Annotated in this window: 23 protein-coding genes and 1 pseudogene; 9 read left to right on the top strand and 15 right to left on the bottom strand. The window is 59.0% G+C overall.

All coding sequences use genetic code 11. From position 1 onward, the window contains the following. The first annotated feature begins 28 nt into the window (after positions 1-28). Together C481_RS05395 and C481_RS05390 are read left to right on the top strand one after the other, a co-directional pair. Positions 29-1,681 (top strand): acyl-CoA synthetase, encoded by a 1,653-nt coding sequence (locus C481_RS05395; RefSeq protein WP_006108112.1) that lies wholly within the window; start codon positions 29-31, stop codon positions 1,679-1,681. Between the two features lie 79 nt (positions 1,682-1,760). Beyond that, positions 1,761-2,621, top strand: coding sequence for a 3-hydroxyacyl-CoA dehydrogenase family protein (locus C481_RS05390; RefSeq protein ID WP_006108111.1), 861 nt, complete (start codon positions 1,761-1,763; stop codon positions 2,619-2,621). A 28-nt stretch (positions 2,622-2,649) separates the two neighbouring features. On the opposite strand, the gene C481_RS05385 is transcribed toward C481_RS05390, so the two are convergent. Beyond that, positions 2,650-3,777, bottom strand: coding sequence for an acyl-CoA dehydrogenase family protein (locus C481_RS05385; RefSeq protein ID WP_006108110.1), 1,128 nt, complete (start codon positions 3,775-3,777; stop codon positions 2,650-2,652). A gap of 201 nt (positions 3,778-3,978) precedes the next feature. Here C481_RS05385 and C481_RS05380 point away from each other — a divergent pair, with 201 nt between their 5' ends. After that, complete coding sequence (locus C481_RS05380) at positions 3,979-4,767, top strand: enoyl-CoA hydratase/isomerase family protein (protein WP_006108109.1); 789 nt, start codon at positions 3,979-3,981, stop codon at positions 4,765-4,767. A 9-nt stretch (positions 4,768-4,776) separates the two neighbouring features. On the opposite strand, the gene C481_RS05375 is transcribed toward C481_RS05380, so the two are convergent. The 3 genes and pseudogenes from C481_RS05375 to C481_RS05365 form a co-directional block, all read right to left on the bottom strand. After that, positions 4,777-5,526 (bottom strand): IclR family transcriptional regulator, encoded by a 750-nt coding sequence (locus tag C481_RS05375; protein ID WP_006108108.1) that lies wholly within the window; start codon positions 5,524-5,526, stop codon positions 4,777-4,779. Positions 5,527-6,192: 666 nt separating this feature from the next. Further along, positions 6,193-6,875 (bottom strand): annotated as a pseudogene (locus C481_RS23185) (transposase); the annotation flags it as partial. A 278-nt stretch (positions 6,876-7,153) separates the two neighbouring features. After that, on the bottom strand, positions 7,154-7,552 hold the full coding sequence (locus tag C481_RS05365; protein WP_006108107.1) for a helix-turn-helix domain-containing protein: 399 nt from the start codon (positions 7,550-7,552) through the stop codon (positions 7,154-7,156). A gap of 218 nt (positions 7,553-7,770) precedes the next feature. On the opposite strand from C481_RS05365, the gene C481_RS05360 reads away from it, so the two are divergent. Next, positions 7,771-8,718 (top strand): NAD(P)/FAD-dependent oxidoreductase, encoded by a 948-nt coding sequence (locus C481_RS05360; RefSeq protein WP_006108106.1) that lies wholly within the window; start codon positions 7,771-7,773, stop codon positions 8,716-8,718. Then, complete coding sequence (locus C481_RS05355) at positions 8,718-9,338, top strand: class I SAM-dependent methyltransferase (RefSeq protein WP_006108105.1); 621 nt, start codon at positions 8,718-8,720, stop codon at positions 9,336-9,338. The genes C481_RS05360 and C481_RS05355 overlap by 1 nt, the downstream gene beginning before the upstream one ends. A 307-nt stretch (positions 9,339-9,645) precedes the next feature. Here C481_RS05355 and C481_RS22105 read toward each other — a convergent pair whose 3' ends face one another. The 4 genes from C481_RS22105 to C481_RS05335 form a co-directional block, all read right to left on the bottom strand. Beyond that, positions 9,646-9,858 (bottom strand): hypothetical protein, encoded by a 213-nt coding sequence (locus tag C481_RS22105; RefSeq protein ID WP_006108104.1) that lies wholly within the window; start codon positions 9,856-9,858, stop codon positions 9,646-9,648. 627 nt (positions 9,859-10,485) lie between these two features. Beyond that, a complete protein-coding gene (locus C481_RS05345) occupies positions 10,486-11,808 on the bottom strand; it encodes a class-III pyridoxal-phosphate-dependent aminotransferase (RefSeq protein ID WP_049904448.1) in 1,323 nt (440 codons plus the stop codon). Between the two features lie 126 nt (positions 11,809-11,934). Further along, a complete protein-coding gene (rocF, locus tag C481_RS05340; protein WP_006108102.1) occupies positions 11,935-12,882 on the bottom strand; it encodes an arginase in 948 nt (315 codons plus the stop codon). Positions 12,883-13,078: 196 nt separating this feature from the next. Next, on the bottom strand, positions 13,079-13,879 hold the full coding sequence (locus C481_RS05335) for an IclR family transcriptional regulator (RefSeq protein ID WP_006108101.1): 801 nt from the start codon (positions 13,877-13,879) through the stop codon (positions 13,079-13,081). Positions 13,880-14,945: 1,066 nt separating this feature from the next. Here C481_RS05335 and rdfA point away from each other — a divergent pair. After that, the gene (gene rdfA, locus C481_RS05330; protein WP_006108100.1) at positions 14,946-15,572 is read left to right on the top strand and encodes a rod-determining factor RdfA; all 627 of its coding nucleotides are present in this window, start codon (positions 14,946-14,948) and stop codon (positions 15,570-15,572) included. 681 nt (positions 15,573-16,253) lie between these two features. On the opposite strand, the gene C481_RS05325 is transcribed toward rdfA, so the two are convergent. Continuing rightward, a complete protein-coding gene (locus C481_RS05325; protein ID WP_006108099.1) occupies positions 16,254-17,054 on the bottom strand; it encodes an SDR family NAD(P)-dependent oxidoreductase in 801 nt (266 codons plus the stop codon). 91 nt (positions 17,055-17,145) lie between these two features. On the opposite strand from C481_RS05325, the gene C481_RS05320 reads away from it, so the two are divergent. Further along, complete coding sequence (locus tag C481_RS05320; protein WP_006108098.1) at positions 17,146-17,781, top strand: helix-turn-helix domain-containing protein; 636 nt, start codon at positions 17,146-17,148, stop codon at positions 17,779-17,781. 501 nt (positions 17,782-18,282) lie between these two features. Here C481_RS05320 and C481_RS05315 read toward each other — a convergent pair. From C481_RS05315 to C481_RS05295, 5 genes are all read right to left on the bottom strand, one after another. Beyond that, positions 18,283-19,491, bottom strand: a complete 1,209-nt coding sequence (locus tag C481_RS05315) for an outer membrane protein assembly factor BamB family protein (protein ID WP_006108097.1) — start codon at positions 19,489-19,491, stop codon at positions 18,283-18,285. 364 nt (positions 19,492-19,855) lie between these two features. Next, positions 19,856-20,563 (bottom strand): DUF2270 domain-containing protein, encoded by a 708-nt coding sequence (locus C481_RS05310; protein WP_006108096.1) that lies wholly within the window; start codon positions 20,561-20,563, stop codon positions 19,856-19,858. Positions 20,564-20,689: 126 nt separating this feature from the next. Further along, entirely contained in the window at positions 20,690-22,030 is a 1,341-nt protein-coding gene (locus C481_RS05305; protein WP_006108095.1) for an FAD-dependent oxidoreductase, read from the bottom strand. A gap of 251 nt (positions 22,031-22,281) precedes the next feature. Beyond that, complete coding sequence (locus C481_RS05300; RefSeq protein WP_006108094.1) at positions 22,282-22,716, bottom strand: TM2 domain-containing protein; 435 nt, start codon at positions 22,714-22,716, stop codon at positions 22,282-22,284. 59 nt (positions 22,717-22,775) lie between these two features. Then, complete coding sequence (locus C481_RS05295) at positions 22,776-23,219, bottom strand: DUF2085 domain-containing protein (protein WP_006108093.1); 444 nt, start codon at positions 23,217-23,219, stop codon at positions 22,776-22,778. A gap of 592 nt (positions 23,220-23,811) precedes the next feature. Here C481_RS05295 and C481_RS05290 point away from each other — a divergent pair. Beyond that, positions 23,812-24,297, top strand: coding sequence for a DUF4385 family protein (locus C481_RS05290; RefSeq protein ID WP_275040057.1), 486 nt, complete (start codon positions 23,812-23,814; stop codon positions 24,295-24,297). 161 nt (positions 24,298-24,458) lie between these two features. Continuing rightward, positions 24,459-25,610, top strand: a complete 1,152-nt coding sequence (locus C481_RS05285) for a hypothetical protein (RefSeq protein WP_006108091.1) — start codon at positions 24,459-24,461, stop codon at positions 25,608-25,610. A 304-nt stretch (positions 25,611-25,914) separates the two neighbouring features. Here C481_RS05285 and C481_RS05280 read toward each other — a convergent pair whose 3' ends face one another. Continuing rightward, positions 25,915-26,169 carry a hypothetical protein gene (locus C481_RS05280; RefSeq protein WP_006108090.1) on the bottom strand — a complete coding sequence of 85 codons (255 nt, stop codon included), beginning with the start codon at positions 26,167-26,169 and terminating at the stop codon, positions 25,915-25,917. Between the last annotated feature and the right edge of the window lie 143 nt (positions 26,170-26,312).

The following is a 26,312-nucleotide window of genomic DNA, read 5'->3' as shown; positions in this document are numbered from 1 at the left end:
AAGACATGTGGTGTGATACCTACTGCCCATGGCGACCGATACGACCGCGGTGGACGAGTGGGAGATTCCCGAGTCATACACAGTCACGGCGCGCGTTGCCGAGCACGCCCAGTCGTTCGGCGACCGCGCCGCCGTTTACTTCCGCGATGCGACGGGCGCACAACGCGAGCGGACGTACGCCGATCTCCGGGACGATATGTACCGCTTTGCGAACGGCCTAGCCGAACTCGGGGTGGAGAAGGACGACCGAGTGATGCACCTGTTCCCGCGCCATCCGGACGCGTTCGCGATCCAACTCGGCGCGCTCGCGACCGGGGCGCTGTTGGTCCCCTGTTCGTCGATGCTGCGCGCGAACGACATCGAGTTCAGGGCGACCGACTGCGACGCGACGACGATCGTCGTCCACGAGTCGCTGACCGACATGGTCGAGCCGGTGCTCTCGGAGACGCCGATCGAGCGGGTGATCGTACTAGACGGAGACGATGCTGCGCTTGCAGACGAGCATGGGGAAGCGGGCGAGAGCGACGTTCACTGGACCTCCGTCCGGGCGGTCCTCGCCGACCAGCCGACCGACTACGACGGTCCCGACCTCGGCGCCGCGGACCCGATGTCGATCAACTACACGAGCGGGACGACGGGCAAGCCGAAACCCGTCCTGCACAAACACCGCTGGATGTACTGCTTCAATCGGATCAACGCGCCCCACTGGTGGAACATCGACGACGAGACTGAACTCGCGGACGAACTCCTGTGGGCGACGACCGGAACGGGCTGGGCGAAGTGGTTCTGGAGCCCGGTCGGCGTCGGGCTGACGACCGGCGCGACCCAGCTCATATACGACGGCGAGTTCGAGCCCGAGACGTTCCTCGAGATCCTCGAAACCGAGGGCGTCACGAAGCTCTGTGCCGTTCCGACGCAGTACCGGATGCTGGCTAATGCGGACCTCGATGCGTACGACGTACGGGTGCGCGATGCGCTTTCGGCGGGCGAACCGCTCAATCGGGAGCCGATGGAGCGAATCGAGGACGCCTGGGGGGTGACCCCGCGCGACGGCTACGGCCAGACCGAGACGGTTGCGCTCGTGTCGAACTATCCGGGGATCGATGTCAAGCCCGGCAGCATGGGGAAGCCGACGCCGGACGTCGGCGCGACCATCATCGATGTCGACGACGAAGCGGAAGTCGAGGCGGGCGAAATCGGCGAAATCGCGGTGCCCGTCGGCTCGCCGGCGATCTTCGACGGTTACTACGAGAAACCCCATCTGGACGAACAAAAGCTCTCGGGGGAGTTCTATCGGACGGGCGACCTCGCGAGACAGGATGAAGACGGCTACTTCTTCTTCGAGGGACGGGCCGACGACATCATCATCTCCTCGGGCTACCGGATCGGTCCCTTCGAAGTCGAGGATGCACTCGTCAGCCACGACGCGGTCGCCGAGGCGGCCGTCGTCGGGAGTCCGCACGAGGAGCGCGGGAGCGTCGTCAAAGCCTACGTGATCCTCGCCGACGGCTACGAGGGGACCGTGGAGCTAACGGACGAACTGCAGGCGTTCATGAAAGCGGAGACTGCACCCTACAAATACCCCCGCCGGATCGAGTTCACCGACGAGTTGCCGAAGACCTCGAGCGGGAAGATTCGACGGATCGAACTCCGCGAACAGGAACAGGCACAGCACGGCTAACTGCCCTCGCGTTCGCGCGGTCGACCGCTCAGCCAGCGAGTCGGCACACTTATACTGCTCGTGACAGCAGAGGTTGCGTATGCACCGGACCCCGGAGACGGTAGACCGCGTCGGCGTCGTCGGCGCGGGGACGATGGGCAACGGCATCGCACAGGTCGCCGCAACGAACGGCTACGAGGTCGTCATGCGCGACATTAAACGGGAGTTCGTCGACAGCGGCTTCGACTCGATCGACGAGAGCCTCGGCCGTCTCGACGACCGGGACGCCCTCCCGGACGACCCCCACGTGATCCGCGACCGAATCGAGGGCACCACCGACCTCGACGACCTCGCGGACTGCGATCTCGTCGTCGAGGCGGCACTCGAGGATCTCGACGTGAAACGCGAGATCTTCGCCGAACTCGACGACACTGTCGCCGCCGAAACGCTTCTGGCGACGAACACGAGCACGATCTCGATCACCTCGATCGCGAGCGCGACTGACCGGCCGGCGCGGGTCGTCGGCCTGCACTTCATGAACCCCGTCCCGATCATGGAGGGCGTCGAGGTCGTCGTCGGCGAGAAGACGAGCGACGAGGCCGTCGACCTGGCCCACGAGTTCGCCGAGGACCTCGGGAAGACGACGTGGGAATCGGACGACAAGCCCGGCTTCGTCACGAACCGCATTCTGATGCCCTGGATCAACGAGGGCATCCGGGCCTACGACGAGGGCGTGGCCACGAAGGAAGACATCGATGCCGGGATGGAACTCGGAACGAACGTCCCGATGGGCCCGCTCACCCTGGCCGACCACATCGGCCTGGACATCTGCCTGCACGCCTCGGAGACGCTGCACGACGAACTCGGGGATCGGTACCAGCCGGCCTACCTCTTAAAGCGCAAGGTCGAGGCGGGCGAGCTCGGTAAGAAAGCGGGACGGGGCTTCTACGAGTACGAGTAACGCTGCGGTCGTCTCTCAACGCTGTACCTCAGCGCGATTTGAGGTCGCGCGCGATGATCTTCTTCTGAATTTCGCTGGTGCCCTCGTAGATCGTCGTGATCTTCGCGTCGCGGTAGTAGCGCTCGACGTCGAAGTCCTTGGTGTAGCCGTAGCCGCCGTGGACCTGGACGGCCTCGTTGGCCACGTCGACCGCCGCCTCGCTGGCGAAGTACTTGGCCATGGCCGCGGCCGTCGGATCGACGCCGTCTTCGTTCTTCCGCGCGGCGTCCCGCGTGAGCAGGCGAGCCGCCTGCACGTCGGTTTGCATGTCCGCGAGTTTGTGGCCGATCGCCTGGTGCTCGATGATCGGCTGGCCGAACTGCTCGCGTTCGTTCGCGTACGCGACCGCGGCGTCGAGCGCCGCCTGCGCCACGCCGACCGCCTGACTCGCGATCGCAATTCGGCCGCCGGTCAGGATCGAAAAGGCGGCCTTGAGTCCCGATCCGACCTCGGTCAGCCGGTTCTCGGCCGGAATCCGCACGTCGTCGAAAATGAGCGTCGTCGTGTCGCTCGCCCGCAGGCCCAGTTTGTCCTCCTTCTTGCCGACCTCGAGTCCCGCCGTGTCCTTCGGCACCAGAAACTGGGTGACCGTCTCGGGATCGTCCCTGTCCGTCTTCGCGAAGAGGACGACCACGCCCGCCCGTTCGCCGTTCGTGATCCACTGTTTCTTGCCGTTGATGACGTACTCGTCGCCCTCGCGGACGGCCTCCGTCGTCATCTCCGCCGGGTTCGAGCCGGCGTCGGGTTCCGACAGGGCGAACGCGCCGACGGGACGACCCGAGACCATCTCGGGGAGCCACTCCTCCCGGCGACTCTCGGAACCGAACTCGCGGATGCACGACGTTGCGAGACAGTGGACCGACAGCGCCGTCGCCACCGCGAGGTGGCCGTAGGCGAGTTCTTCGTTGACGATACTGTAGGTCACTTCGTCGACGTCCATGCCGCCGTACTCCTCGGGGACCGTAAGCCCCGTCAGATCGAGTTCGGCCAGCCCGTCCCACACGTCTTCGGGGAACGTCTGGGTCTCGTCGGCTTCGCGAACGTCGCTCCCGACCTCGTTTTCGACGAACTCCCGAACGGTATCCCGAACGAGTTCCTGTTCGCTCGTCAGTTCCATGGTCGAATATTCGTGAGCGGGATACTAAAGTGTCCGATTTTCAGGAAACGAACCGGTTGGGCCGGCCTATACGCTCTCGTTCCGGCAGAGTCGGAAATAGATCCGGCTCGGATCACTGTGTAAACCACGCGGCAGCGGCTGGGTGCCGTGCTCGGATGGACGATAACAGTTAACCACCACCGTCACGAATCGCTGACTGACATGACCGACTACGAAAACCTCGCCGTCAATCACGACGACGGCGTGGCGACGGTGACGCTCGACAGCGCGGCCGGACGGAACTCGCTCACCCTCGAGATGGCCGACGAACTCGTTTCGGTCGCGACGACCCTCGGCGAGGACCGGGAGACGCGCTGTATCGTGCTGACCCACGCCGGCCAGTTCTTCGGCTCCGGTGCCGACCTCGCCCAACTCGAGGGCGACGAGGCCGACGCCGCGCGCCTCCGCGAACTCGCCGGCCGCGCCCACGAGGCGATCGTCCAGTTCCACCAAGCCGAAACGCCCGTCGTCGGTGCCGTCAACGGTATCGCCGCCGGAATCGGCTTCAGCCTCGCGCTGATGCCCGACCTGCTCGTCCTCGGCGAAGACGCGACCCTGCGCTTTGCCTACCCCGGCATCGGACTGACCGGCGACGGCGGCTCAACCTTCTTCCTGCCGCGACTCGTCGGCCTCCGGAACGCGAAGGAAATCGTCCTTCGAGACCGGCCGATCGGCCCCGAGGAAGCCGTCGACCTCGGTCTTGCAACCGAGGTCGTCCCCACCGACGAGTTCGATGCGCACGTTGCTGAACTCGCGAACGAGTTGGCGGCAGGGCCGACCCAGGCGCTCGGAGCCGCGAGCCGACTCCTGACCGAGAGCTACGGTCGTGAACTCGAGGCCCAGCTCGCGGCCGAAACCGACGCGATCGCCGCGGCGGCCCGAACGGAGGACTACCGGCGCGGACTCGGCGCCTTCTTCGGCGATGACGACCCCGAGTTCGTCGGCCGCTAACGAGGTTGCTCAAACGTAATCCAGGTTCACCTGCGTCACGTTCGCCGCGCGCTGGACGACGTCCGCGATTTCCTCACGGCGCGTCTCGCCGAGGCGACTCTCGGGACCGCAGACGCAGATCGCCCCTTGGATCTGCTCGCGCTTGTCGAGCACCGGCGCTGCGATGCAGACCATCCCGGCGATGCGCTCGCCCTCGTCGACCGCGTAGCCCCGCTGTCGGACCGTCTCGAGTTGCTCGAGTAGTACGTCGGGGTCGGTTACCGTCCGGGACGTTACTTCGACGAGCCCCTGATCGACGAGTTCAGCGACGCGCCCGTCGGTCATGTGAGCCAGCATCGCCTTGCCGGGTGCCGTCGCGTGAAGCGGCATCCGCGCGCCGGGATAGGCGAACAGGTTGATCGCATCCGGTCCCTCCTGGACGGCGAGGATCACCGCCTGGTCGTGCTCCTCGATCAGCAGCGTCACGTGTTCGCCGGTCTCGTCGGCGACGGTCGCGAGTTCGTCGCGGACGGCTTTGACGACCTCCAGCCGGTGGCGCTGGCGGTGGCCGACCTCGAGAAACCGCGTCGACGTCCGATACTCCTTGTTCTCGGCGGTCACGTACCCCGTTTCGACGAGTGCTTGCAGGTAGTCGTGGACGGTACTCACCGGCATCTCGAGTCGAGCCGCGAGTTCGGAGGCTCGGCCGCCGCCGTTCTCCGAGAGTTCGTCGACGATCCTGAAGGCCCGTTCGACGGACCGATTAGGGGTGTTTGTCATTATGACGACTACCACGAACTATCCACAGAAGTGTTTCGGTTGTGCCGGAAACTATTTCGAGTATTTCGGTCCGATCGTCTCCATCGGATCGGCCATCATTGCAGTACGTGGGTGACCGATGAACGATACCGGAAGAATTAGTGCTAAGAGACGGTTCCGAAAGAGTCGGATTCCAGTACAGCGGATGTAGCCCGTTTAATGGATCGTACGGGCCATCATCGAGATACTGCTGTACGTTTGGCAATCCGACTGTGCCGAAAACGGCTTCCAGTATCGGTGACGTGCTGGTGTACAGCCAGTACGGAGACCCGTTGACCGAAGGTGGCATACGTTATTTACAGTTGTACTCATGTATTCAGCAGCGCTGAGTGTTATTCATCCACACATATCGTTCGGCAAGAGTGAGCCGTCAAATACGCGATCCCGTCGCTAATCAACCGATATGAATTCTATAGCAATATATAGAATCTCCCGGCAGTAGATGCACACAGTTTCGGAGGACACGCAGTGCTTGCTTATTTTCGAGCCGACGGTGAGCCAATCCATCCAATTCGATAGGAAGAGTCGATTGCCGAACCAAACCCTGTAGATGAAGGAATCAGTACAACTTTCTGCGCTCAGAGAGCGTTTTCACCCACGAAAAGCGAACCGAATGGGTTCAACCAGCTAATCAGCCGGGATCTGCGCAGCGGACGCTAACTCAACACATTCTCCGGCGGTCAGAACCGGTGGGTAGTCAACGTCTCCGTCAACTCGTGCTTTCAGGGAGGAAATCAGTCAATCGCCAGAGATTGTACAGTAGCACCGCGAACACAAAGTAGAAGAGCCTGACACGGTAGTCTTTCGAGGAAGTTTTCGCTAGAAGTCGTATTTGATGCTCTTATACTCGTTCTCAATCTGCCATCGGCGGCTGTATCGCTTGCAGAACGCCTCGGCCTCAGCTGGCCTCACCCTGAGATTCGTTGCGAATACTGTTGTTCCGTCTCCTTTCGTGGAAGGAACGTCCAAGAACTGCATCGCGTGCGATCCCTGGTCAGTGTGAACTGTCGCCGATTCGACGGCCGCGTCTTGGCCGTCCTCACTCACCCGCTTGATAGCTGCTCGCTATGCGTTGAACGTCCGCTTTGGACCAGGTAGTTCACGCCTAGATTCGACAGCGTCTGGTAGACCGGCTTCGCGTCGAATTCAGCGTCGTAGAGAACCGTCTCAATCGAGACGAACTCTTGTGCGCGTCGAACGAGCCGCCGGACAACCCGATGAATCTGATTCGGTGGGTTCTCGTCCCACGCCGAACTCTCGCGGACGGGCTCAACGGCCAATACAAGAGGAACGTTCATCCCGACGATCGACCGAAGCGTTCACTACAGAGGAAATACTCATATCAGAATGATTTGAGCAGACAACTAATGACTAGAAGCGTGTAATACAGGAACTCCCAAGAGGCGGGCTATTCTGAATTTGAGTTCGATAGTGGGGACTCGAATGGCTACATGGGAAGTGGAGTACAGAACTCCATGCCTTCACGGAGGTGTTTGCGGAGTTCGAGAGCAGCGACGAATGCGTCGGTCGATCGTCGATCACGGTCTCCCATTAGTTTGTCCTGCAATCAAATACCAAGAGTGAGAAGCTATTGACTTGTTTCGGGGGAATGATCCTCGGCATACGCGTCACGGAATTCTTGAATAAGTTGTCCAGTTTCAGCGTACCACTGGTTGAGCATTCGTTGGAGTTCGTCTGCTATCTCGTCCGGGTCGGAGGCTCGATACACGTGATGATAGCCTCCCTTCGGACAGCTTTCTTGTTCTTGCACAGCAACTCCCGCTTCTTCGAGTCGTTTGACCGAACGGTACGCAGTCGTCCGCTCTTTCTCGATGAACTCTGCAATATGATCCACGGTAAGCGGCTCAGAAGATTCCGCTAACAGTCTAAAGACACCTCTGTCGAGCTTATTCAACCCGAATATACAGTCAAGAAGATCTTCCCACTCCCGTTCGTTCTGGAGTTGCTTTTGTACGGCGTCTGGCATTGGTATCGAGAATTGGTACTGCCCCCATATAAGGTTTGCACTATTGATACAATCTTTCTGCGGACCCAGAATTCCTGCTGAGCATTTGATCGATTTGGTCGAACCCGTTCTATGAAGAAATATGTGGATTCAGGCCCTAATATTGCACCTTAATTCATTTGACGGCGCTCGTCTCCGACAGCGACAGCCTTATCACTACGTTCCTCATTGCATTAGATATGCAAACAACTGATGGCAGTGATTTGGAATACGACGTTCTCATTATCGGAGGCGGGCCTGCGGGCTTGAGTGCAGCCCTCCAGTTAGGGCGCTCGCTCCGCAGCGTCTTGGTCTGCGATAACGGCGAACCCCGTAATGGGCCAGCAACTGAAGCCCATGGTTACCTGACGAGGGATGGTATCCCGCCGGAGGAACTTCGCGGTCTTGGTCGTGAAGAAGTTATGAAATACGGAGGTGAGCTTCGAGACATAAAAGTAACGGATGTCAGCAGGGATACCAACGGATTCATCAGCACCCTTGATTCCGGCGAGACCGTCACGAGTCGGAAGGTCGTACTAGCGACTGGTGTCAGGGATGATCTTCCTGATACCGACGGCTTTGAGGAGTTCTGGGGGAGTGGCGTGCATCACTGTCCTTACTGTCACGGATACGAAGTCCGTGGTGAACCGCTCGGCGTGATGGTCACGAACCAACACATGGTCGACTACGCGAAGCTCATCTACAACTTGAGTGAGGACCTCGTCGTGTTCACCGATGGGCAGGACGTCTTCGATGAAGAATCGCGGTCGATGTTCGTCGAGCGAGGAATCGGAATCGAAGACGAACCGATTACCGCACTCAACGGCTCCGATGGCAATCTCGAAAGCATCTCCCTCGCGGATGGCCGCGACGTAGCTCGCCACGCTCTATTCTACCCACCACCAATGGAACAACACAGCGAGCTCCCAGAGCAGCTCGGTCTCGAAGTGAATCAGGCTGGACTCGTCGATGCAACGCGGTCTCAGCGTGGAATGGGGTTCACGTCGGTCGAAGGGCTGTTCATCGCTGGGGACGCCTCTAGCGGGGCTCCTCCATCCATCCCGTCCGCCGTCTCCGATGGATACGCAATCGGCACGACCGTGAATATGGAACTTTCCAAGGAAGACTTCGAAGGGGGGCGACAATAATGGACGAACCCATTGATGACCTCGCCGATCGTTTCTCACAAATCGCCGATCAGTACGACGACAAACACGGCAGCAAAGAGAAGCCGATCTACGATGCGTGCGCCACACTCGTTATCGAACACGCCGACCCTCGCCCCGACGACGTCGTCCTCGACCTCGGAACGGGGACGGGCTTAATCGCGCTCGCGTTGGCCGGAGATGCCGGCCACGTCGTCGGTCGCGACATCAGTGACGGAATGATAGAGCAGGCGCGGTCGAAAGCCGCCGACGGCGGCATCGAGAACGTCGAGTTCGGCTATGGCGAGTTTCGCGACCCGCAATACGACGGCGACGTGGACGTTGTCGTTTCGAATTTCGCCCTTCACCACCTTCCCGACGAGAAAAAGCACGAGGCTATCGAGGCCATCGCCGACCTCGGCCCGCGTCGGTTCGTTCTCGGTGACGCGATGTTCTTCGGCTCAACCGACCCTGAGGAACCGCTATTCGGCCACGGGATCGATGCGGCTACCGTCGGGATGCTCGTGGACGTACTCACTGACGTCGGATTCGTGGTCACTGCAGTCGAGCGTGTGCATGACCAAGTGGGTGTTCTTGTCGCCGAACGGGTCGGTGGCGATTAGGAAATGGATACTCTCTCCACAGAGTCTATATCCCAGAAGTAGGCGTTCTATGAATGGTCGAGGCTGGTCCTGATATGACTGTCTGGACCTCACCAAATGCCCCCGCTAATTGATTGTGTAGGCACTTACGCGAGCAAGTTTACCGGCCGGATATTTCTAATGCACCCAATCTGCAAGTAAGACACGCATCAAAACCATCCTCCGAGATTGTGTAGATGAGATTGGACTTTCGATGCATACGATGGGACATCCCAAAACACGACATTGGTCTCGGTCACACTCGTCTTACAGCGTGGATCGAGTCTGATTACTGTGGACCATACTGTGGTTCTTCAGGAAAAAGGCTATTCTCGATCGAAACCTCGTCGACATCGTAGGTCGCGGTGAACGTTTTCGATGCGGCTTCATAATCCCCGCCATCAAGCACGCGAGTGGCTGCAATACCGCCGAATGCAATTCCACCGACCGAGACGGCAGCAGTTGCAATGACGGCCCGTCGACGAGTGATCTCCGTATCCATAGCGAGTATTCACCTTAGTACTCTAAGGGTATTCCTCGCCTAAATAAGATGCTGTTTTCGTCTTATATTTTGTATTAAACGAGCGAGATCGACGACCCACAGGGTACGGAAAGACGAGTTGCGGCCGACAGACGGGGCGCAATCAGATCGCGTTGCACTCGATGAAAGACACTTCGGGTCGTCACCCGACGGATGGCTGACGCCGAGACACATGACCTCGACGACTACCGCGTGTCGGTTCGCGTGCCGAGTGGAGCAAATGTGCCACGAGTTCGTGGAGATCATCGATCCGAGTACTGTTCGTGGAGAGTGTGAACGAAATTACTGGTCGGCAGCGGGATCTCGATTTCTTCTAGCTATCTGATGGTCAAATTGCTAGATCGAATACGTGGGGATGTTTTTTCGGGTGTCAAGTACGGTGTTTCCAGACCAAAGCCGTGTTTGTCACAGAGAAATCTCCAGTAGGTGTTCCGAGGCGTCGTATCGAGACGTGGTCCCGTTTCGACCGCTCTCGAGCAGTCAGCGACAGGTAGCGGTCACCGACACCTGTAGCAACCACAATCCCTAATCGAACGTGAAACCGGTGAGCGACGAGGAACTACCGAATCAATCACCGATACCGGCTGTTCAGTTCGCCGACGAAACAGGCTCGACCGAAGCAACGGCCTCACCGAGCAGGTCGACTGCGATATCCAGTTCACGATCGCGAACGTCGAGCGGCGGGAGCAAGCGAAGCGTCTTCGTCCCGCAACCGAGCGTGAGCAAACCGCGTTGCAGCGCTGCATCGACGACTTCGTCGCGGCGGTCCGCCGTATCGAACTCGACCGCCGTCATAAGTCCGAGGCCGCGAACGTCGACGACGGCCTCGTGTGCCGCCTCGAGATCGGCGAGTCGCTCGAGTAGCGCCTCGCCCTGTCGTTCGGCGTGGGCGAGCAGATCGTGTTCCTCGATCGCGGCGAGGGTGAGCGTCCCCTGCATGGAGGCGATGATATCGCCGGCACCCCACGTCGAAGAGAGTCGCGACTCCTCGTCCGGGAAGAGTTCGGATCGGGAGATCGTCGCGCCGACGCGAAGCGCCTTCGCGGCCGTGATCACGTCCGGTTCGAACTCGTAGTGATCCGACGCCCACAGTTCGCCGGTGCGACCGACGCCGGACTGGATTTCGTCGGCGATGATCGGAATGTCGTGTTCGGTACAGAGGTCGTCGACCGCGCGCATGAACTCGCCGTCGGGGACGCGGTAGCCGCCCTCGCCCTGGATCGGTTCGAGGATCAGGAAGGCGACCTGCTCGGGTGGAATGTGGCCGTGGTCGGGATCGAGTTTCTCTCGCAGGCGCTCGACCCCCTCGAGGCTGTGGGGAACGTCGTGGATGCCGCTGAGCTCGGGAAAGTCCCGCCGGTGGACCGCCTTCGAGCGGTTCAACGAGAGCGCGCCGAGGGTCCGTCCGTGGAACGCGCCCTCGAACGTCAGCCCGTACTTCGGCTGCTCGCAGTGATCGTAACACACCTTCAGCGCGTTCTCGACCGCCTCCGCGCCGGAGTTCGAGAGGAAGACGGTATCCATGTCGTAGTGAGCCGTGATCTCGGTCAGTTTGTCCATCAGATGGGCGGGCCCCGGCAGCTCGGCTTCCTCGGGCGTCCCGCCGGTGCTCACGTAGAAGTCCTGCCCGGCGATTTTCAGGGGGTCGACGAGATCGAACTCTCGAAGTTTGTCCGCGATCAGCGGGTTGTTGTACCCGAGCGGTGCGGCGGCGACGTGACTCGTGAAATCGAGGAGCACGTTGCCGTCCGGATCCGTACAGAAGGGTCCCTCGGCGTCGGCGGTACTATCCCAGACGAAGTCGTAGACGTACGTACTCGTCGCAGCCGACTGCTGGTGGTACTCGACCCACTCGGAGGCGACCGGTCCCGGCAGTTGCTGGACGTTCGGCACCGCTGTCTCACGTTGCATGCCTTGAGTGTACTCACCAGGGTGCTTAAAACACGCGGATTCCGTACCCGAAACGCACACAACAGTCGCGGGAAGAAAGCAGGAAAGAAAAGGAAAGCAGGAAAAAGTGGCGGAAAGGAGGAGACACTACAAAATTCGCTTCCCGAAAGCACTCGCAGCGAGTTCAGCCGCGACTTCGGCAGTCCGGTTGTCCCGATCGAGGATCGGATTCACTTCGACGACGTCGATCGACCGCAGCAAATCGGACTCACGATCGCGCTCGGCGACGAGTTCGAGCGCCGCGTGGGCTTCGCGGTAGTTCACGCCGCCACGGACCGGCGTGCCGACCCCCGGAACGACCGTCGGGTCGAGCCAGTCGAGGTCCAGGCTGACGTGAATCCCGTCGACGCCGTCAGTTGCGATTTCGAGTGCATCCTCGACGACGGCAGTAATGCCGCACTCGTCGATTTCGCGCATGGTGAAGACGGTCGCCTCGCTTTCGCGAAGCGCCACCCGCTCCTCGTCGTCCAGGCTTCGAATCCCGACGAGGACGGTGTTTTCCTCGCTCACAGCCGGGGTGTCGGCCCACTCGACATCGGCGAACTCGCCGCGACCGTGGGCCGCAGCGAGCGGCATCCCGTGGACGTTCCCGCTCGGGGAGGTCTCGGGCGTGTTGTAGTCGCCGTGGGCGTCGAACCAGATGACCCCGATACCGTCCTCGGCGTTGCGTGCCGCTCCGAACATCGATCCCATCGCGACTGCATGGTCCCCGCCCAGGACGAGCGGTACCGCACCCTCGTCGATCGTCCCGGCGACCTCGGTCGCGAGCGTTTCGGTTACTTGCCCGATCTCGTCCAGATAGTTCGCGTTCCGCGTCGTCTCCCCGCTGGTTGCCGAGCTCGTCTCGAGTCGCGGGACACTCAGATCGCCGGCATCGGTGCAGTTAATGCCGGCAGCAGCGAGTTCAGCCTCGATATCCGCGTATCGAATCGCCGAGGGACCCATATCGACTCCGCGCCGGTTCGCACCGAGATCGAGGGGCGCACCGAGCACGCGGACCGTTCGGGCAGTCGTCCCGTCGTGGTCACCCGTCATCGGTTCAGCCCTGCGTTGAACTCGTCTCTATTCGCGACGTTACCGCACCGAAATACGCTTGCCTGCTCGATCGCAACCATATCCATCGTACGAACGACTCCGGGGCACAATCATATATCTTTTTTCTCTCTACAGGTTCGCCCTCGCCGGAAAACTGAACGAGGCCCGATGAACTCGTACCACGCCGATCCGTCGCTTACCGGTCGAACTGTGCCGTTTCGAGGGTGACCTCGATCAGATTCGCGGTTTCGATGACCTGCTTTGGCACCGCCGAATGGAACCGGTCTCCCTGGAGTCGGCTCGTTGGTCCCGTCACGCTCACCGATCCGACGACGGTTTCGGTCGGGCCGAGCACCGGCGCGCCGACCGCTCGCATCCCCCGAATCTCCTCCTCGTCGTTGAGCGCGTATCCGCGGTCCCGGATATCCGCAAGCGTCTCCCGTAGCTCGGCGGCGTCCGTAATCGTATTCGCCGTCTGGCGTTCGAACTCCAGATTCGCGATGATTTCGTCCCGCCGCGTTACCGGGAGGTGAGCGAGAATCGCCTTCCCAGCCGCAGTATCGTGTAAATGCTGGGGCGTCTCTCGCATCCGCAAATGATAGTCCATCGCAACGGCGAACTCGCCCCGGCTCTCGTAAAGGACGACCTCGCGGCCACGTTCCTCGGCGATGAGATGTGTATACTCCCCGGTCCGTTCCGCGAGTTCGTCGACCTCGTTGTGACCGGCCATGTAGAGATCGGTTTCGTTCCGGACGTGTTCGCCGATCGTCACGAACTGAAACCCGAGTCGATACTGGTCGCCGTCTCTGGTAACGAAGCCACAGTCAACGAGCGTCTGGAGGTACGTATGAACGGTCGCCTTCGTCAGTTCGAGATCTGCTGTGATTTCGGCCAGCGTGCCGCCCTGTTGCTGTTTAATGGCGTCGATAACGTCGGTCGCTGTCTGCACCGATTTGATCCGGCGCGGCCCGTCGTTCCCGGTCGAACCGGCTGTCATACCCGCGTCTACGCAATGGGATGGTTAAGTATTTGCGATTATCAAACGGCCGCGAACGGAAATCCTGGTCAGCAGTTTCGCCCAACCGGACGGTTCAGTCGTCCTGCGCGGTGATGCCGGCCGAAAGGCTCTGAGCTAGCTACGTGTCTTTGAAATTGTCCATCGTTCAGCCGATACGCTCGGTGACGGCCCCGATGGCCTCGCAAGCCGAGGGGTAACCGTTGCGGACGTTTGCCCCACCGACGGGCAAGTGCACTTCGTCACCGATACACACGTGGGCACTAATTCGCCGTTCAAGACGTGATACACGGAACCTCGGTCCGGAAAACGAATAGTCGGTTTGAGACTATGAAATAGAACTCGTCCGCGGTTGCGAGGTGTCACGTGGTTTCGTCGCTAGAATAAACGCTCCCCGCGCTGAGAGACACCTGCGTACGCGCACTACCGAGAATACCGGCCGACGAAGTCAGATATGAGAGCGATTTCTTTGAGGACTGCAAACGACACTCGAATCGACTGGGGTCTGGTGTTTGCTGCAGTTGCACTCGTCGCACGGGACAGTAGCCACTGAAGGTCACTGCATACCCGATCGCGCGAGGGGTGTCCGATCGGTATGGAAACCGTTTCAGGTGTTACTGGAGTCGGGACACGAAGAGACGCGGGCTCTGGACAGAGATGACAGAGGCAAGAAGAAGAGAAAGAGCCATTGCCTACCAGTCAACTCATCACCACGACGTCGCAACACGACTGAACGCCGCTACCGCTCGAGATCGACAATCGCTACGCTCATAATCCGCCGACTGCGTTTGAGTTCCGTTCGAGATTTACAATCCTACGAATGTAAACCCCGGCCTGCTGGCCATGGCTCAAACATCACATAATTATTCTTATGTATGGGTAGAATTGTCCACCAGCTAGTATCTATGTTCGCTGCCGATGTCTTTCGTGCAAAACCACCGGAGAATTACGCAGCGACCACACCCCGTGAACAGGGACGATTACGCCCGTATTGGTGTAAATACTACGGTCGGAACGCTTTTTAGACCGACTCGACTACGCACTAGTAGTGACCGAGCGCACTCTCGATACAGCGGCGAGTTCATCGTGTGGCTGCAAAGTTGGTCGTATCACGGCCCAGTACGACCTGAACGGACTCGACGATGAACTCGTCAGCTACTGGACCGATAGAACGGACGAACGATACAGCACGCGCGATCTCGCAACGCACGTCAATCAGCGCGTGCTCGAAGCGGCCCTCGACGAAGCGGGGCTCCAGTACAAGGACGGTGAGGTCGAAAACACTTATCGACTCCTGACCGGTGACGACGTCAGTAGCGGGACCCGTGTGCAGACGAGAAAAGAACTCGAGCGAGATTCCATCCCGGTCGAGGAGGTAGAGAGTAATTTCGTCTCCCACCAGACGGTCTATAATCACCTGACGGATTGTCTCGAAACGACACTCGAATCACCGAGTGACGAGGAGCGACTCGAACGGAGCCGGGATAAACTCGGAGCCCTCCGAAACCGGACTGCCGCGGTGACAGAAGACACGGTTGCACAGCTCGAACGAGGCGACGTACTCGACATCGGCGAGTTCAACGTCCTCGTCAACGTGACGGTAACCTGCGAGGACTGCAAACAGCAGTATACCATCAGAGACCTGCTCGATCAGGGCGGCTGTGATTGTGAGTGAGCGCCGTTTCGGGCTATCGTAACAACCGAAACCGTCTATAAACCGATCGCACAGCCATCGTGCGGTTAGGTGCACTGACTTTCAGCGGTTCCCGTAGCGAGGGAGATCTGAACTCGTCTCAGTTGTCTGGAACTCACTTGCCGACGAACTGCTTGTCGTGTACTCTCGTGGGTGTTGAATTAGTAACTGGTAGACGGCTATTGAACTCGATCTGTGTAATTTGGAACATAGTTTGATATATGATATGATTGCAGTGGTGTCTGTGGAACGAACTACCCCTCGCGTTCGTCTTTGCAGGAGAGCGAGGCGGGGTCGCTTCGAGCAACGGAGAAAGATCCGTTACTCGGTTCAGCCACCGCAGCAACCGACCTGCCAGTCAGCATGAGAACGGTGTCTAACAACCCCTGATACGGTCACGCCCATTCTCGGGTCCGCTATTGGCCGGTCTTCAGTCACCAATCGTTTCAGTTACCCGCGCGCAACGCTCGCATCTTGTCGGTCTGTTCCTCGATCAGTGATAATTCGGGAGCGATACGACGCGTAGTAGTCACCAAGAGCCGCTGATTTGCAGCGATCCACGCGTTCGAGACACCGTTGATCATCATCGAACGACGCGTCACCGTTTCTTCCATCAACTAGTATCACTGCGGCATCTGAGCAGTCGGTTTCACTCGTGACCAATCAGGGTGGTTCTTCGATTCGCGGAACGCCATCTACGGTGATCGTTTCGCCGACGATGTGCGACGAGGCGGGACTCGCGAGGAACTGTGCGATATCAGCAATCTCTTTTGGAAGAGCAATCCGGCGTTCGACCTCGTGACGGTCGATTTCAGCCGCAGAGATGCCCATTCCCGACTCGACAGCTGGCGTTGCGACGAATCCCGGGGCGATGCAATTAACCCGGACATTGTCACCCGCCCACTCGTAAGCAAGCGTCGTCGTGAGATTGATCACGGCCGCTTTTGCGGCGCTGTAGTGGCTCAGATGCGGCGTTCCCCGCTGACTTGCAGCGCTAGAGAGACCGATGTTAAGTACTGTTCCACCGCCCTCTTTAAGATACTCGCCGGCTGCCTGCGTACAGTGGTACGTTCCGTGGAGATTGACATCGACGACCGTCTTCCACTCATCCGCCGAAATGGCATCGAAATCCGTCATGAACCTCGTCCCGGCATTATTTATCAGGGTATCCACCGAGCCGAATTCGTCGACCGTCGCGGTGACAAGGGCCTCCACTGCTTCGCGGTTGGTCACGTCACATTCGACAGCAAGCGCCTTGCCGCCTACCTCTTCGATTCGCTCGGCAACGGGATCGACATGCGTCTGGTCCCGCGAGCAGATCGCGACGTTGGCTCCCGCAGCGGCGAATCGCTCGGCGACTACTTCGCCAATTCCACTCGAGGCACCTGTTACGATTGCAGTGGTTCCTTCGAGATCGAATTGAGAACTCGTTATCTCTCGCTCACTGTCGTCTCGCGATTTCATGTGTGTATTCTAGTAGTCGCGCGCCTATCGTAGTCTCATCCGGAAACCGGTTTCCGTATTTAAGTGCGATCGGAACCAATCCCGGTACAAGATGCCTCACCTACGGTTGAAGCTCGATGCGGCGGCAGCAGAGGATTGGTTGGCAACTCTCTCAACCGAGTTGCCAGACGCACTATTCAAAGTACTAACGACCATTCCGGCGGGCGAGGGTCTCCTTGGGATCGTCGAAGTACAGCATACCGGTCGAGAACCACTCGATCACCATTTCGAAGACGCGTCGCAAGTGAACTCGTACGAAGTCATCCATGAGGACGATCAGATAGTGTTACTTCAATTCACGAGTCGGATGACGGAGTCATACGACGTCCTTCTCACGTCCGGAACTGTTCCACAGTACCCTGTTATCCTTCAGGACGGATGGTTTTCGGCCGAACTGCTAGGGTCACAGGACGGGCTCTCAGAGTACTTAGACGAATTATCAGTAGTTGGCATTCCGTATGAAATCGTATCGGTTACTCACACACATGATCCGGGCGAGTTGCTCACGGAGCGCCAGTGGCAGGTCCTTACCGAAGCAGTCGAGCGGGGGTACTATGAGACTTCTCGGCGCTGTACGCTCGTTGAGTTAGCAGAGACGTTTGACATCAATAAATCCTCGATGAGCAAATTACTTCAACGGGCTGAAATGCGAATTGTCAAAGAGTTCGTCGCTGAAGCGACTCGATAATCCAACGCACCCCGTAGCGAGCAGCTATAGCCGACTATGCTGGTTGTGGCGGTCCGTATTCGATAGTTTAAATTCCGTGTGAGACTGCGCATTAGGAGCCATTTCTGTCTATCATCAGTAGCCGAAATTATGCCAACCGGTGATGGCGACGCTGTGTGGGGCCCATGCCAGATCCGAAGTGTCACGGTTTCGGGATCTATCACCGCTACGAGATTAGAGAGAAATTAGCCCGATTTGAGAATTTGTATCCGGATCGGCCGGTGTAGTTCAGCGATGACCGGTGATAGACAGTAAACGACGGCTCCCCACGCAAGATTTCGCGGAGAGTACGAGTGCTGTGGCCTCAAGCGTGGTTTTCGTCTGAGTACTGAATCGGCTCCAGGCGTACGAGGTGTTACTAGGCCACTCTGAAGTTTGATAACAGGTCAGCGGTGGTCCGACCGATCACCGGCGTGCAGTACCGCAGTTATCGATAGCGTCGATTGATCAGGAGTCCTACCGTTATAGTGCGTAGATTCCTTCGTCCGTCGCCACGAACACGGATTCGCCAACCAGATAGTTCCGGATCGTTCCGTCGACGGACCCTTCCCACGTTCTCTCGCCGCCCAGGTCGACACTGGTGAGTCGGTTCTTTCCGGCGCGGACGAACGCAGTGTGATCTCCCGCCCCGTTCTCTTCGACGAAGGTCATCGACCAGATCGGGCCGCCGTCGACCGTCACACTCCACCGTTCGCTGCCGGTCTCCGCCTCGAGGGCACGGAGTCGGTCCGTGCCGACGTACACCACCCCGTCGTGGACGTCCACGAACGGATCAGACTCCTCATTCGGATGCTCGAGTGATTCCGACACTAGGTCTCGCTCACCGGTCGTGATGTCGAACGCGTACAGATAGGACTCGTATCGATCGGTGTTAGCGAGCACGAACAGACGGTCCGATGCGATTCCCGTAATCTCCGTCTGCACATCGTCCGCCTCGAAGGTCTGACGCCACAACTCGTCGCCGTCGACGACCGCGGCAACCCACCCTCCGGTCACGACATACGCGACGCCGTTCGAGACCGTCGCATCGATGATCTGCTCGTTTCCGTCACCGGGGTCGTATCGCCAGCGTGTACCCCCCTCGTCCCGGTCGAGCGCGACGAGAACAGCGTTTTTCTCAACGTAGACGGCGTCGGCGATGTCGACGATTCCGGAACCGCTGGTGATATTGTCCGATTCGTCGACCCCGTCGGTCCACAGGGCCTCGCCAGTCTCCGCGTCGAATGCTCGAACGACGCCGACGTCACTGGCGACGTAGACAATTCCCTCGACAACGAACGGGCTGTTTCGCCCGGCACCCACCGTGTCGTCACGCCACCGCTCTTTGCCATCTCTATCGAGCGCGTACAGGCCGATGCAGTCGTCGTCGGTGCAGTAGCCGAAGTAGATGCCCGTTTCCGTGACGGCGAGTTCCGAGTAGGCGTCCATCCCTCCTACTTCCCCGTACGCCCACTGGCGTTCGCCGGTCGTGGCATCAAGTGCGACGATCTGCCCGTCGGAACGCTCCCGAGCGAATACCACGCCCTGCGATACGGCGTCGAGTTCACCACCCGTGTCGTAGCGCCACTGGTACCCGGTACCGGAGCCGCCGTCGGTAAACGCACCGAGGCATCCACCCAGTATCGAACTTCCGACCACGCCCGCCACCCCGAGCACCGTTCGTCGCTCCATGGATGAGTTCATTTAATTAAGATATGAATATTTTGTGGAGGCATGTAGAATTTTTTGACTCCAAGATAAGACTCGCGATCCAGCGCTGTTCAGATAAAAGCGATCAATCGCACGTGTAGTGAGCGGCAGTTCCACTGAAGGGCATCTAAAAGATAAGGATCTATGAGAGGACCATTTCTTCGTGACTTGTTCGTACACTATTGGTTTGTAGCAATCGACATCCCGAAGCTGTGAGTGTACTTCATCGCTCATTTTGTATAGTGGTATGTGGTTTATTACATGAGGAGAGCACAAGAGCAGACTACCCGTGCCACCAAGCGAGAGACGCCTGTCAGTGAAGAACGCTCTTCGGAAACTATGATTACTACGTCTCCTTCCAATCACCCACATCGCCGTCTCTGAACTCGCCCATCGCCTCACGTTCACGGGGCCACAGTGAAACGATCAGTACGATACTATAGAAGACGCCAACGACCCCCGTCACGATGACACCTGACAGGGACCCAACATTGGCCACAGTCAGAAAGCCGTCTCCAGTTGCGAATGCGGTAATCCGGAAAACCCAGGCGAGTAACAAGATGAGTAACAGCGCGAGGTAGATTCGCCGAAGTCGGTTTCGGAGGGCTTCGACGAGCGTGATTTTCACCGTGGGCGTTCGGTAGTCGTTGCTCAGTTTTCGTCGCCAGTCTTCGTGTTCGAGTTCACCCGAGGGATCGAGCGCGTCCGCGATGAGATTTTGCTGAATCAGGCGGACACGCGATCGGTAGACGTCGTAGTCACGGTAGCGCCGGGCTTCGATCATCAGAAACGTCGTTACGACCAGGACGGCGATCAGAATAATGTAGTGTGGATTGTTGCCACTCGAGAACGCCCAGGTGAGGATCGCAGCCATCACGGTGACGCTCCAGGTCGTCGTCTGGTCGAGTCTCGACCGCCAGGTCGTCTCGCGATCCAATTCGCCTCGATAAGTGTCCCCGAGGACAGCGCTCATCGTCGAAATATCGGTGTCGATTTCGTCCCCGAGTTCGTCGTGACTGGAGTCAGTGTGATCGTCTTCGGTGTCTCCACTCATGGCAGCTACTGTTGTTCACCACGGCCACGCTATAAGTAACAGAGACACCGGATCGACCGAAACACAATGCGCGGTTCGGGCCCTTGGTGGTAGAGAAGAGTGGCAGTTTGCAGACCGCTCGGCGTCTTATGCTTGACGGGGGAAGTTGTCGATCGTTTCCGCGCGGAACGCCTCCTCGTCGAACTCGTACTCGTCGTCGAGGAACTCGAGGAGTGTCTGCGTGTCCTGCAGTGCGTTTTGCAGACAGGTGGACGCGCCCGGCGACGGCGTGATATTGAACAGAATGTCGTCGCCGACGATTTTTGCTTCGCCCATATCGAGGGATTTGCGCTTGGTATCGACGATCTGAGGTCGGACACCGCCGTAGCCCTTCGCCCGTTCGATGTCCTCGAGTTCGACGCTCGGGACGACCTTCTGGACGTGCGGGAGGAACTCGCGCGGCCCGACTGCGGGGAGGTCGTAGACGAGGTTTCGGAGAACGTAGGGGAGAAGGATCCGGTCCGAAAGGATATTGGCGTAGCTGAGAAACGCCGCGACGTTCAACCCGAACACGTCGAAGAAGTCCCGTACCGTCGAAAGACGGCCGCGTTCGAGGGCGGGAACCAGTTTCGCAGTGGGGCCGAAGCGGGTGATGCTCGGATCGTGAACGTCCGCGTCGCCGTGGACGGCGGCGAACGGGAGTTTCTTCATCTGGAGCGTGTACACCTTCCCGTTGAGCAGATCGTCTGCAAGGAAGAAACTGCCCGCCACGGGGAGCAATACCTTGTCCTGGCCGTAGCCGAGTTCTTTCGCGATCTGGAGGCTGTGCGAGCCGGCGGCGACGGCGGCCGCATCACAGTCGAAGCGGCCGCTGGTCGTGGCGATAGTGTAGCCGTCGAGCGTCGGCGTGATGTCCGTGACCTTCGTGCCGCTGTAGATGTCGACGTTGGGTTCCTCGCGGGCCTGTTCGACGAACGACTTCGTCGTTGCACCGTAGTCGACGACGTAGCCGTCCGGCGTCTGCAGTGCGCGCATATCCTTCGAGGGATCGCGGCCCTCGACGACTTTGGGCTCGTACTCGGCGATTTCCTCGCGGCCGATCGGTTGGAGTTTCGGGAAGAGATCGCCGAAGCCTTCGGCCTCGTAACGCCGCTCGAGCTGTGCGACTTCCTCGTCGCCGACGCCGAGAACCATCTTGCTTCGCTTGTCGTGCATCTCGCGGTCGGCGTCGTGATTCTCCAGATACCCCGCAAGGAGTTCCGCCCCTTCCTTTACCTCCTCGGCCTTCTCGAGCGTATAATTTGTCTCGATGTCGCCGAAGTGAAGCGTCTGCGAGTTATTCGTGTGGTTCGAGTTAATCGCCGCGGTCTCCGATTCCTTTTCGATGAGCGCGATAGAGTCGATATCGGAGAACTTCGCGGTCGCATACAGCAGCGATGCCCCGCTGATACCGCCTCCGACGATGATAAGGTCGTACTTGCCAGACATAATTGATTGGGAAAGTCATCTCAACGACTGTCCTCCGGACAAATAACTCGTGTTTTTTCGATCGAATTTTCGTCGATCGTCGAACCGTGTGTCGGCAATGGAACGCTGCGCGTTAAAATAGTCGTAGAGCGCGGTAGCGCGGTATTCTCTTCGGGCGATACAGACAGACTTCAAAGAAATCGGTAGTGAGCTACCGTTGCTACTGGGACTGTCTCACCAGATTCCACGCGGATAGTCGAAAGAGGCGAAGCTTACATCCCGAGCAGGCTTCCGTCGGCGTACTTCTCTTCGTATTCGATATCGTCGGCGACCAACATCAGAATGCCCTCGACAATGCCAAGAAGCCCAGGAATTCCCGTCCAGAAGAAACACAGGTAGATGACGCCAAGCTTGACGTTTCCCTGATAGAACTTGTGTGCGCCAAGCGTTCCAAGGAGCAGCGCCAAAATACTTGCTGCGAGCCGATCCGAACTGACACCGGATCCGCGATAGGAGGGCTGTCGAACGCCACACTCCGGACAAATCTCCGCCTGTGCATGTATCCGCTCACCGCACTCGACACAGTACTTTTCGCCACCAGGCCGATCGGGCCCGCCATCGAGAGGCGTCGTCTGATCGACCCCACAGCGGGGACACACATCCGCTCCGTCGTCGAGTTGCTCCCCACAGTTGCTACAGTGCTTCATTCCGCTCTCGCCCGTTTTTCACACACTCGTCTTAAATAGCTGCTTGTTGGATACCGCTATCACCACGAGTAGTACAGCAGTATTCCCGCAAGAATCGCATATCCGACCCCGATTCCGAGGAGACCAACCATCGCCTCGAACAGCAGGTGCGCGATGCCCAGTCCATAGCCACACCCGAGCAAGAACCCAGTCACCGTTCGAACGGAATTGTACCCGTGGCGACTGCTGAACGTGGTTACGCTCCAATCAATCAGCGATGGGACCGGCAAAAGCGCAACCAGAAACACGACGGTGGCAGGTGCCACCTCCGGGCCAAACAACGTGGCAAGTACCCCCGCCCCGATCCCCGGATATACGCCCGCACATCGAGCACAAACGTGAACTCGGCGACCGAAGACGACGGGCGAATAACAGCGATAGAACTCGGCAGGCACGTGGTGTGAAAGTACGAACCGTCCCGTTTCGGACAGTCCCTTTCGAAGTTCCGTCGTATCGATCCTCATAGTCTGGAAGCGGATAAGTGGGGTACTCCGATCGAAGCACTCACGAATCCCGACGGCTTGCGTCGACGTTCTATCGATTGATTCATCCACGCACCCAAAGCAATACCGATCTCTCAGTACGCGTTTGAAATCGCTCGTACAGCCGTCTACCGTCGGTTCCAGTTCCGTGAGCGGGACGGTCGAAGGCCGTACCGGGTCGACTTCTAGAACAAAAGAATCTCGAGCACTACATCACTACTACTACTGCCCGTTACTCGAAGGGCGGTTACAGAGCTTTGCGGGCGAGTGGTTTCACGGCGTAGACGACATGATCAACAATATCGAGGGAAATTCCACCGAGAGTACAGCCCCAAGTTCGGTACCTTCGGAAGTCTCGAAAGGTACTATCGTTCGCGTCAGTGGCAGCGTTGAATTGCTGAATTTCTCGACTGGCACGGAGTTCGTTGCTGGGATGCGAAGCGGGGGTCAACAGGCTCGAAGAAGCGCTAGATGATTCAAGGCCATGTCTCGAAGCACCAGTAAGAGCAGAGATCATCGCGAGTCTCGAACTGAGGCCGACATCGCAAAGTTGCCGCCGACCGAACTCGAACTCGTGACCGACGACGAACGCGACGCGGCTGACGGTGACCCGGCGCATCGGCGGGACGACGCCGCAGACGACGTCGACTACCGCGCGCACCCCGAGCGGTACGAGATCGGACGCGGCGAAGAGGGAGTGTTCAAGGTGCAGCCGTACAAGTCCGAACTCCTGCCGCTGTGGGGGTACGCGGACCGCGAAACCGCCGACGAAGGTGGGCGGGAGATTTACGAACGATTTCGACAGTACGAACGCGACGTCGACTTCGTCGGCATGGACATGGCGCGAAAGTACCTCCAGATGGGGTACACACGAGCAATGCGATACGCGAAGTATTCCGGCGGTCGAAAGTACGTCGACGGCGAAGAGCGCGACCCGGTGTACTGGGCGGACCCGGACAAACGCGAGGCCGCGCTCATCTATCAGGCGTGGCTAAAGAAAGTGAGAGACAACGAGGGGTACCAGCGGCTGAAAGCACATCACAGAGAACGACACGGATGAGGGACGGGGATAGTTCGGCCTCGGCACTCGAACAGAAACGACTTACGGGTACACCGATCCTGCCGCAGTAGGTTTTTAGTTGGGAATGCGTTGTTTGTATCACACACAGCATCGAGACCACCTGCGAATATAATACCACGCAATCTAACGAAACCACACGAATGAGCGCCTTACGCCCCCATCTTCACCTGTTTCTGGACGAGCTTCCCGGCGAGCCGGTCCGGTCGGCTGTGCGGCGCATTCAGGATAGCGGATTTTCGACCGTATCGACGGACAGCAGTCAGGAGTTCGTCTTCGGGACCTGGAGACAAGACGAAGTCGGATACGGTGGCTGGGAGACAACGGCCGAATTACAGTTTCTCGTCGATCGAATCCGTTCCGTCGGCCGTGGACGAATCAAGTTCTGGAGCCCCGAAAATCACGAGTACCAGTTATCCGTTCGGCTTTTCGAGACCGAGACGCGAGTTTCAGCGCCCGTCCGAATATGGGGACCACCTGCCCGGATATTCGACACCGACGAATATACTCGAGAGACGGTCGAAGAGCGGACGGAACTCCTCGTGACCCTGTTCCTCGAGTTATCAGAACGGTTCGATCCCTGGTACGCGTTCGCCGACGTCTACGACGACCGGCCGAAGCGGATTTTCCCCGTTGACCGCCCTCCGGAGAGCGGTCTCGAGCGACTCCCGTGGACAACAGTCTTTGGATCGGAGTGGTTCGACTTCTTCGGTGGTGCGGATCGGACGAAACGAGCTCCCGCGTGGAACGTCCGGCAACTGGCGACCGGAAGCGTGGTCGTTCGAGAACGCGATTTCCCTGCACCGACGTACGCGGAGTGCGATTCCGGTCCCCCTATTTCGACATACGAATATCTGTTCGAGCGCCGATCGATCGCTGAACTGCGGTCGGAGCGGCGACGGAAGCGGAACACGATCGTCGATCCGTTTCGCGAATTCGTCCCCGGGGAACGCGGCAGTGATATCGTCCTCTGCAAGGGTCACGCCCCGATCGAGACGACCGAGATCGATTACAGGGACGTGGCAACGACTATCGGTGAGTCCGATAACTGCTACGTCTTCCACGTCTATCGCGACGACCGCGGTCAGCTCCGGGAGGTCAATTCTGGGCTGTTCATCCGTCGGCTGATCGACGAAGACGGCCAGCCGATCGGAACGCTGCCCGACGATGTTCCCCTCGAGCGTGAGCTACTCTCGCTTTCGGTCAATACGGCAGTGGAACCGTTCCCACCGGAGATGTATCGAATGGAATCGGCGGCGGAGCCGAGTGTTATAGCGAAGCTATTCGGGCTTTGAAAACTTCCGCCGGACGGAACGGTTTGGGCGGAAGGCGACACCTGTCGCACAGGGGCTACTGATCCGAACTGAACGGTCGAGATACGAATTTCCGGGTGGTTCCGTTGACGGCTCTATTCTCGGTTGCTACTAGAACCCACGATCGATCTGTTGGTCGAGAACTGACTGATACTACGCGTAAACCGAAGGCCTCGGCACTCATAGGGCTCGTCGTTACCGGGTGCCGAGTCCGGCTCGGAGCAGGTGTATCGTCATCGGCCGGCCGATCGTAAGAGGGAGACGACCAAGACGGTTTGGATCGAGTTCAGTCGCGGTCGGTGTGGGCGTCGGCGAAGGCGGTGTTCCACTCGTCGATGAGGTTTCGAAGGCGGTCGGTGTGAGTGGCGGAGAAGGTTGCGGGTGCGCCGGACGGCGGTTCGATCTCGGTAGTCGACGGATCGCTTGCGGTGGTCGATTGTGAGCGTGTGGTCGAGTCGGCTTGAGCGGGCGGTCGAGTAGCGGATCGAGTGCTGGATGCGGTCGGTGTCGAATCAGTCGGCTGTGGATGTCGTGTGCTCATATCGGTCGGGATGGGTGGAGTGTGTGATGTGGTTCGGCGAGAGCGTTCGGCGGCCGAATCTGGCGGGACGGGATGCGTGAAGGCCGGCTACACGTACACGTGGCATCTGTACGCAGACCGTTACGCCCAATCATAATAAATGT

The sequence above is a fragment of the Natrialba asiatica DSM 12278 genome (assembly GCF_000337555.1).
Classification (GTDB): domain Archaea; phylum Halobacteriota; class Halobacteria; order Halobacteriales; family Natrialbaceae; genus Natrialba; species Natrialba asiatica.
Note: the sequence above shows the minus strand (reverse complement) of the source record. Positions and strands in the feature narration are given on the sequence as shown.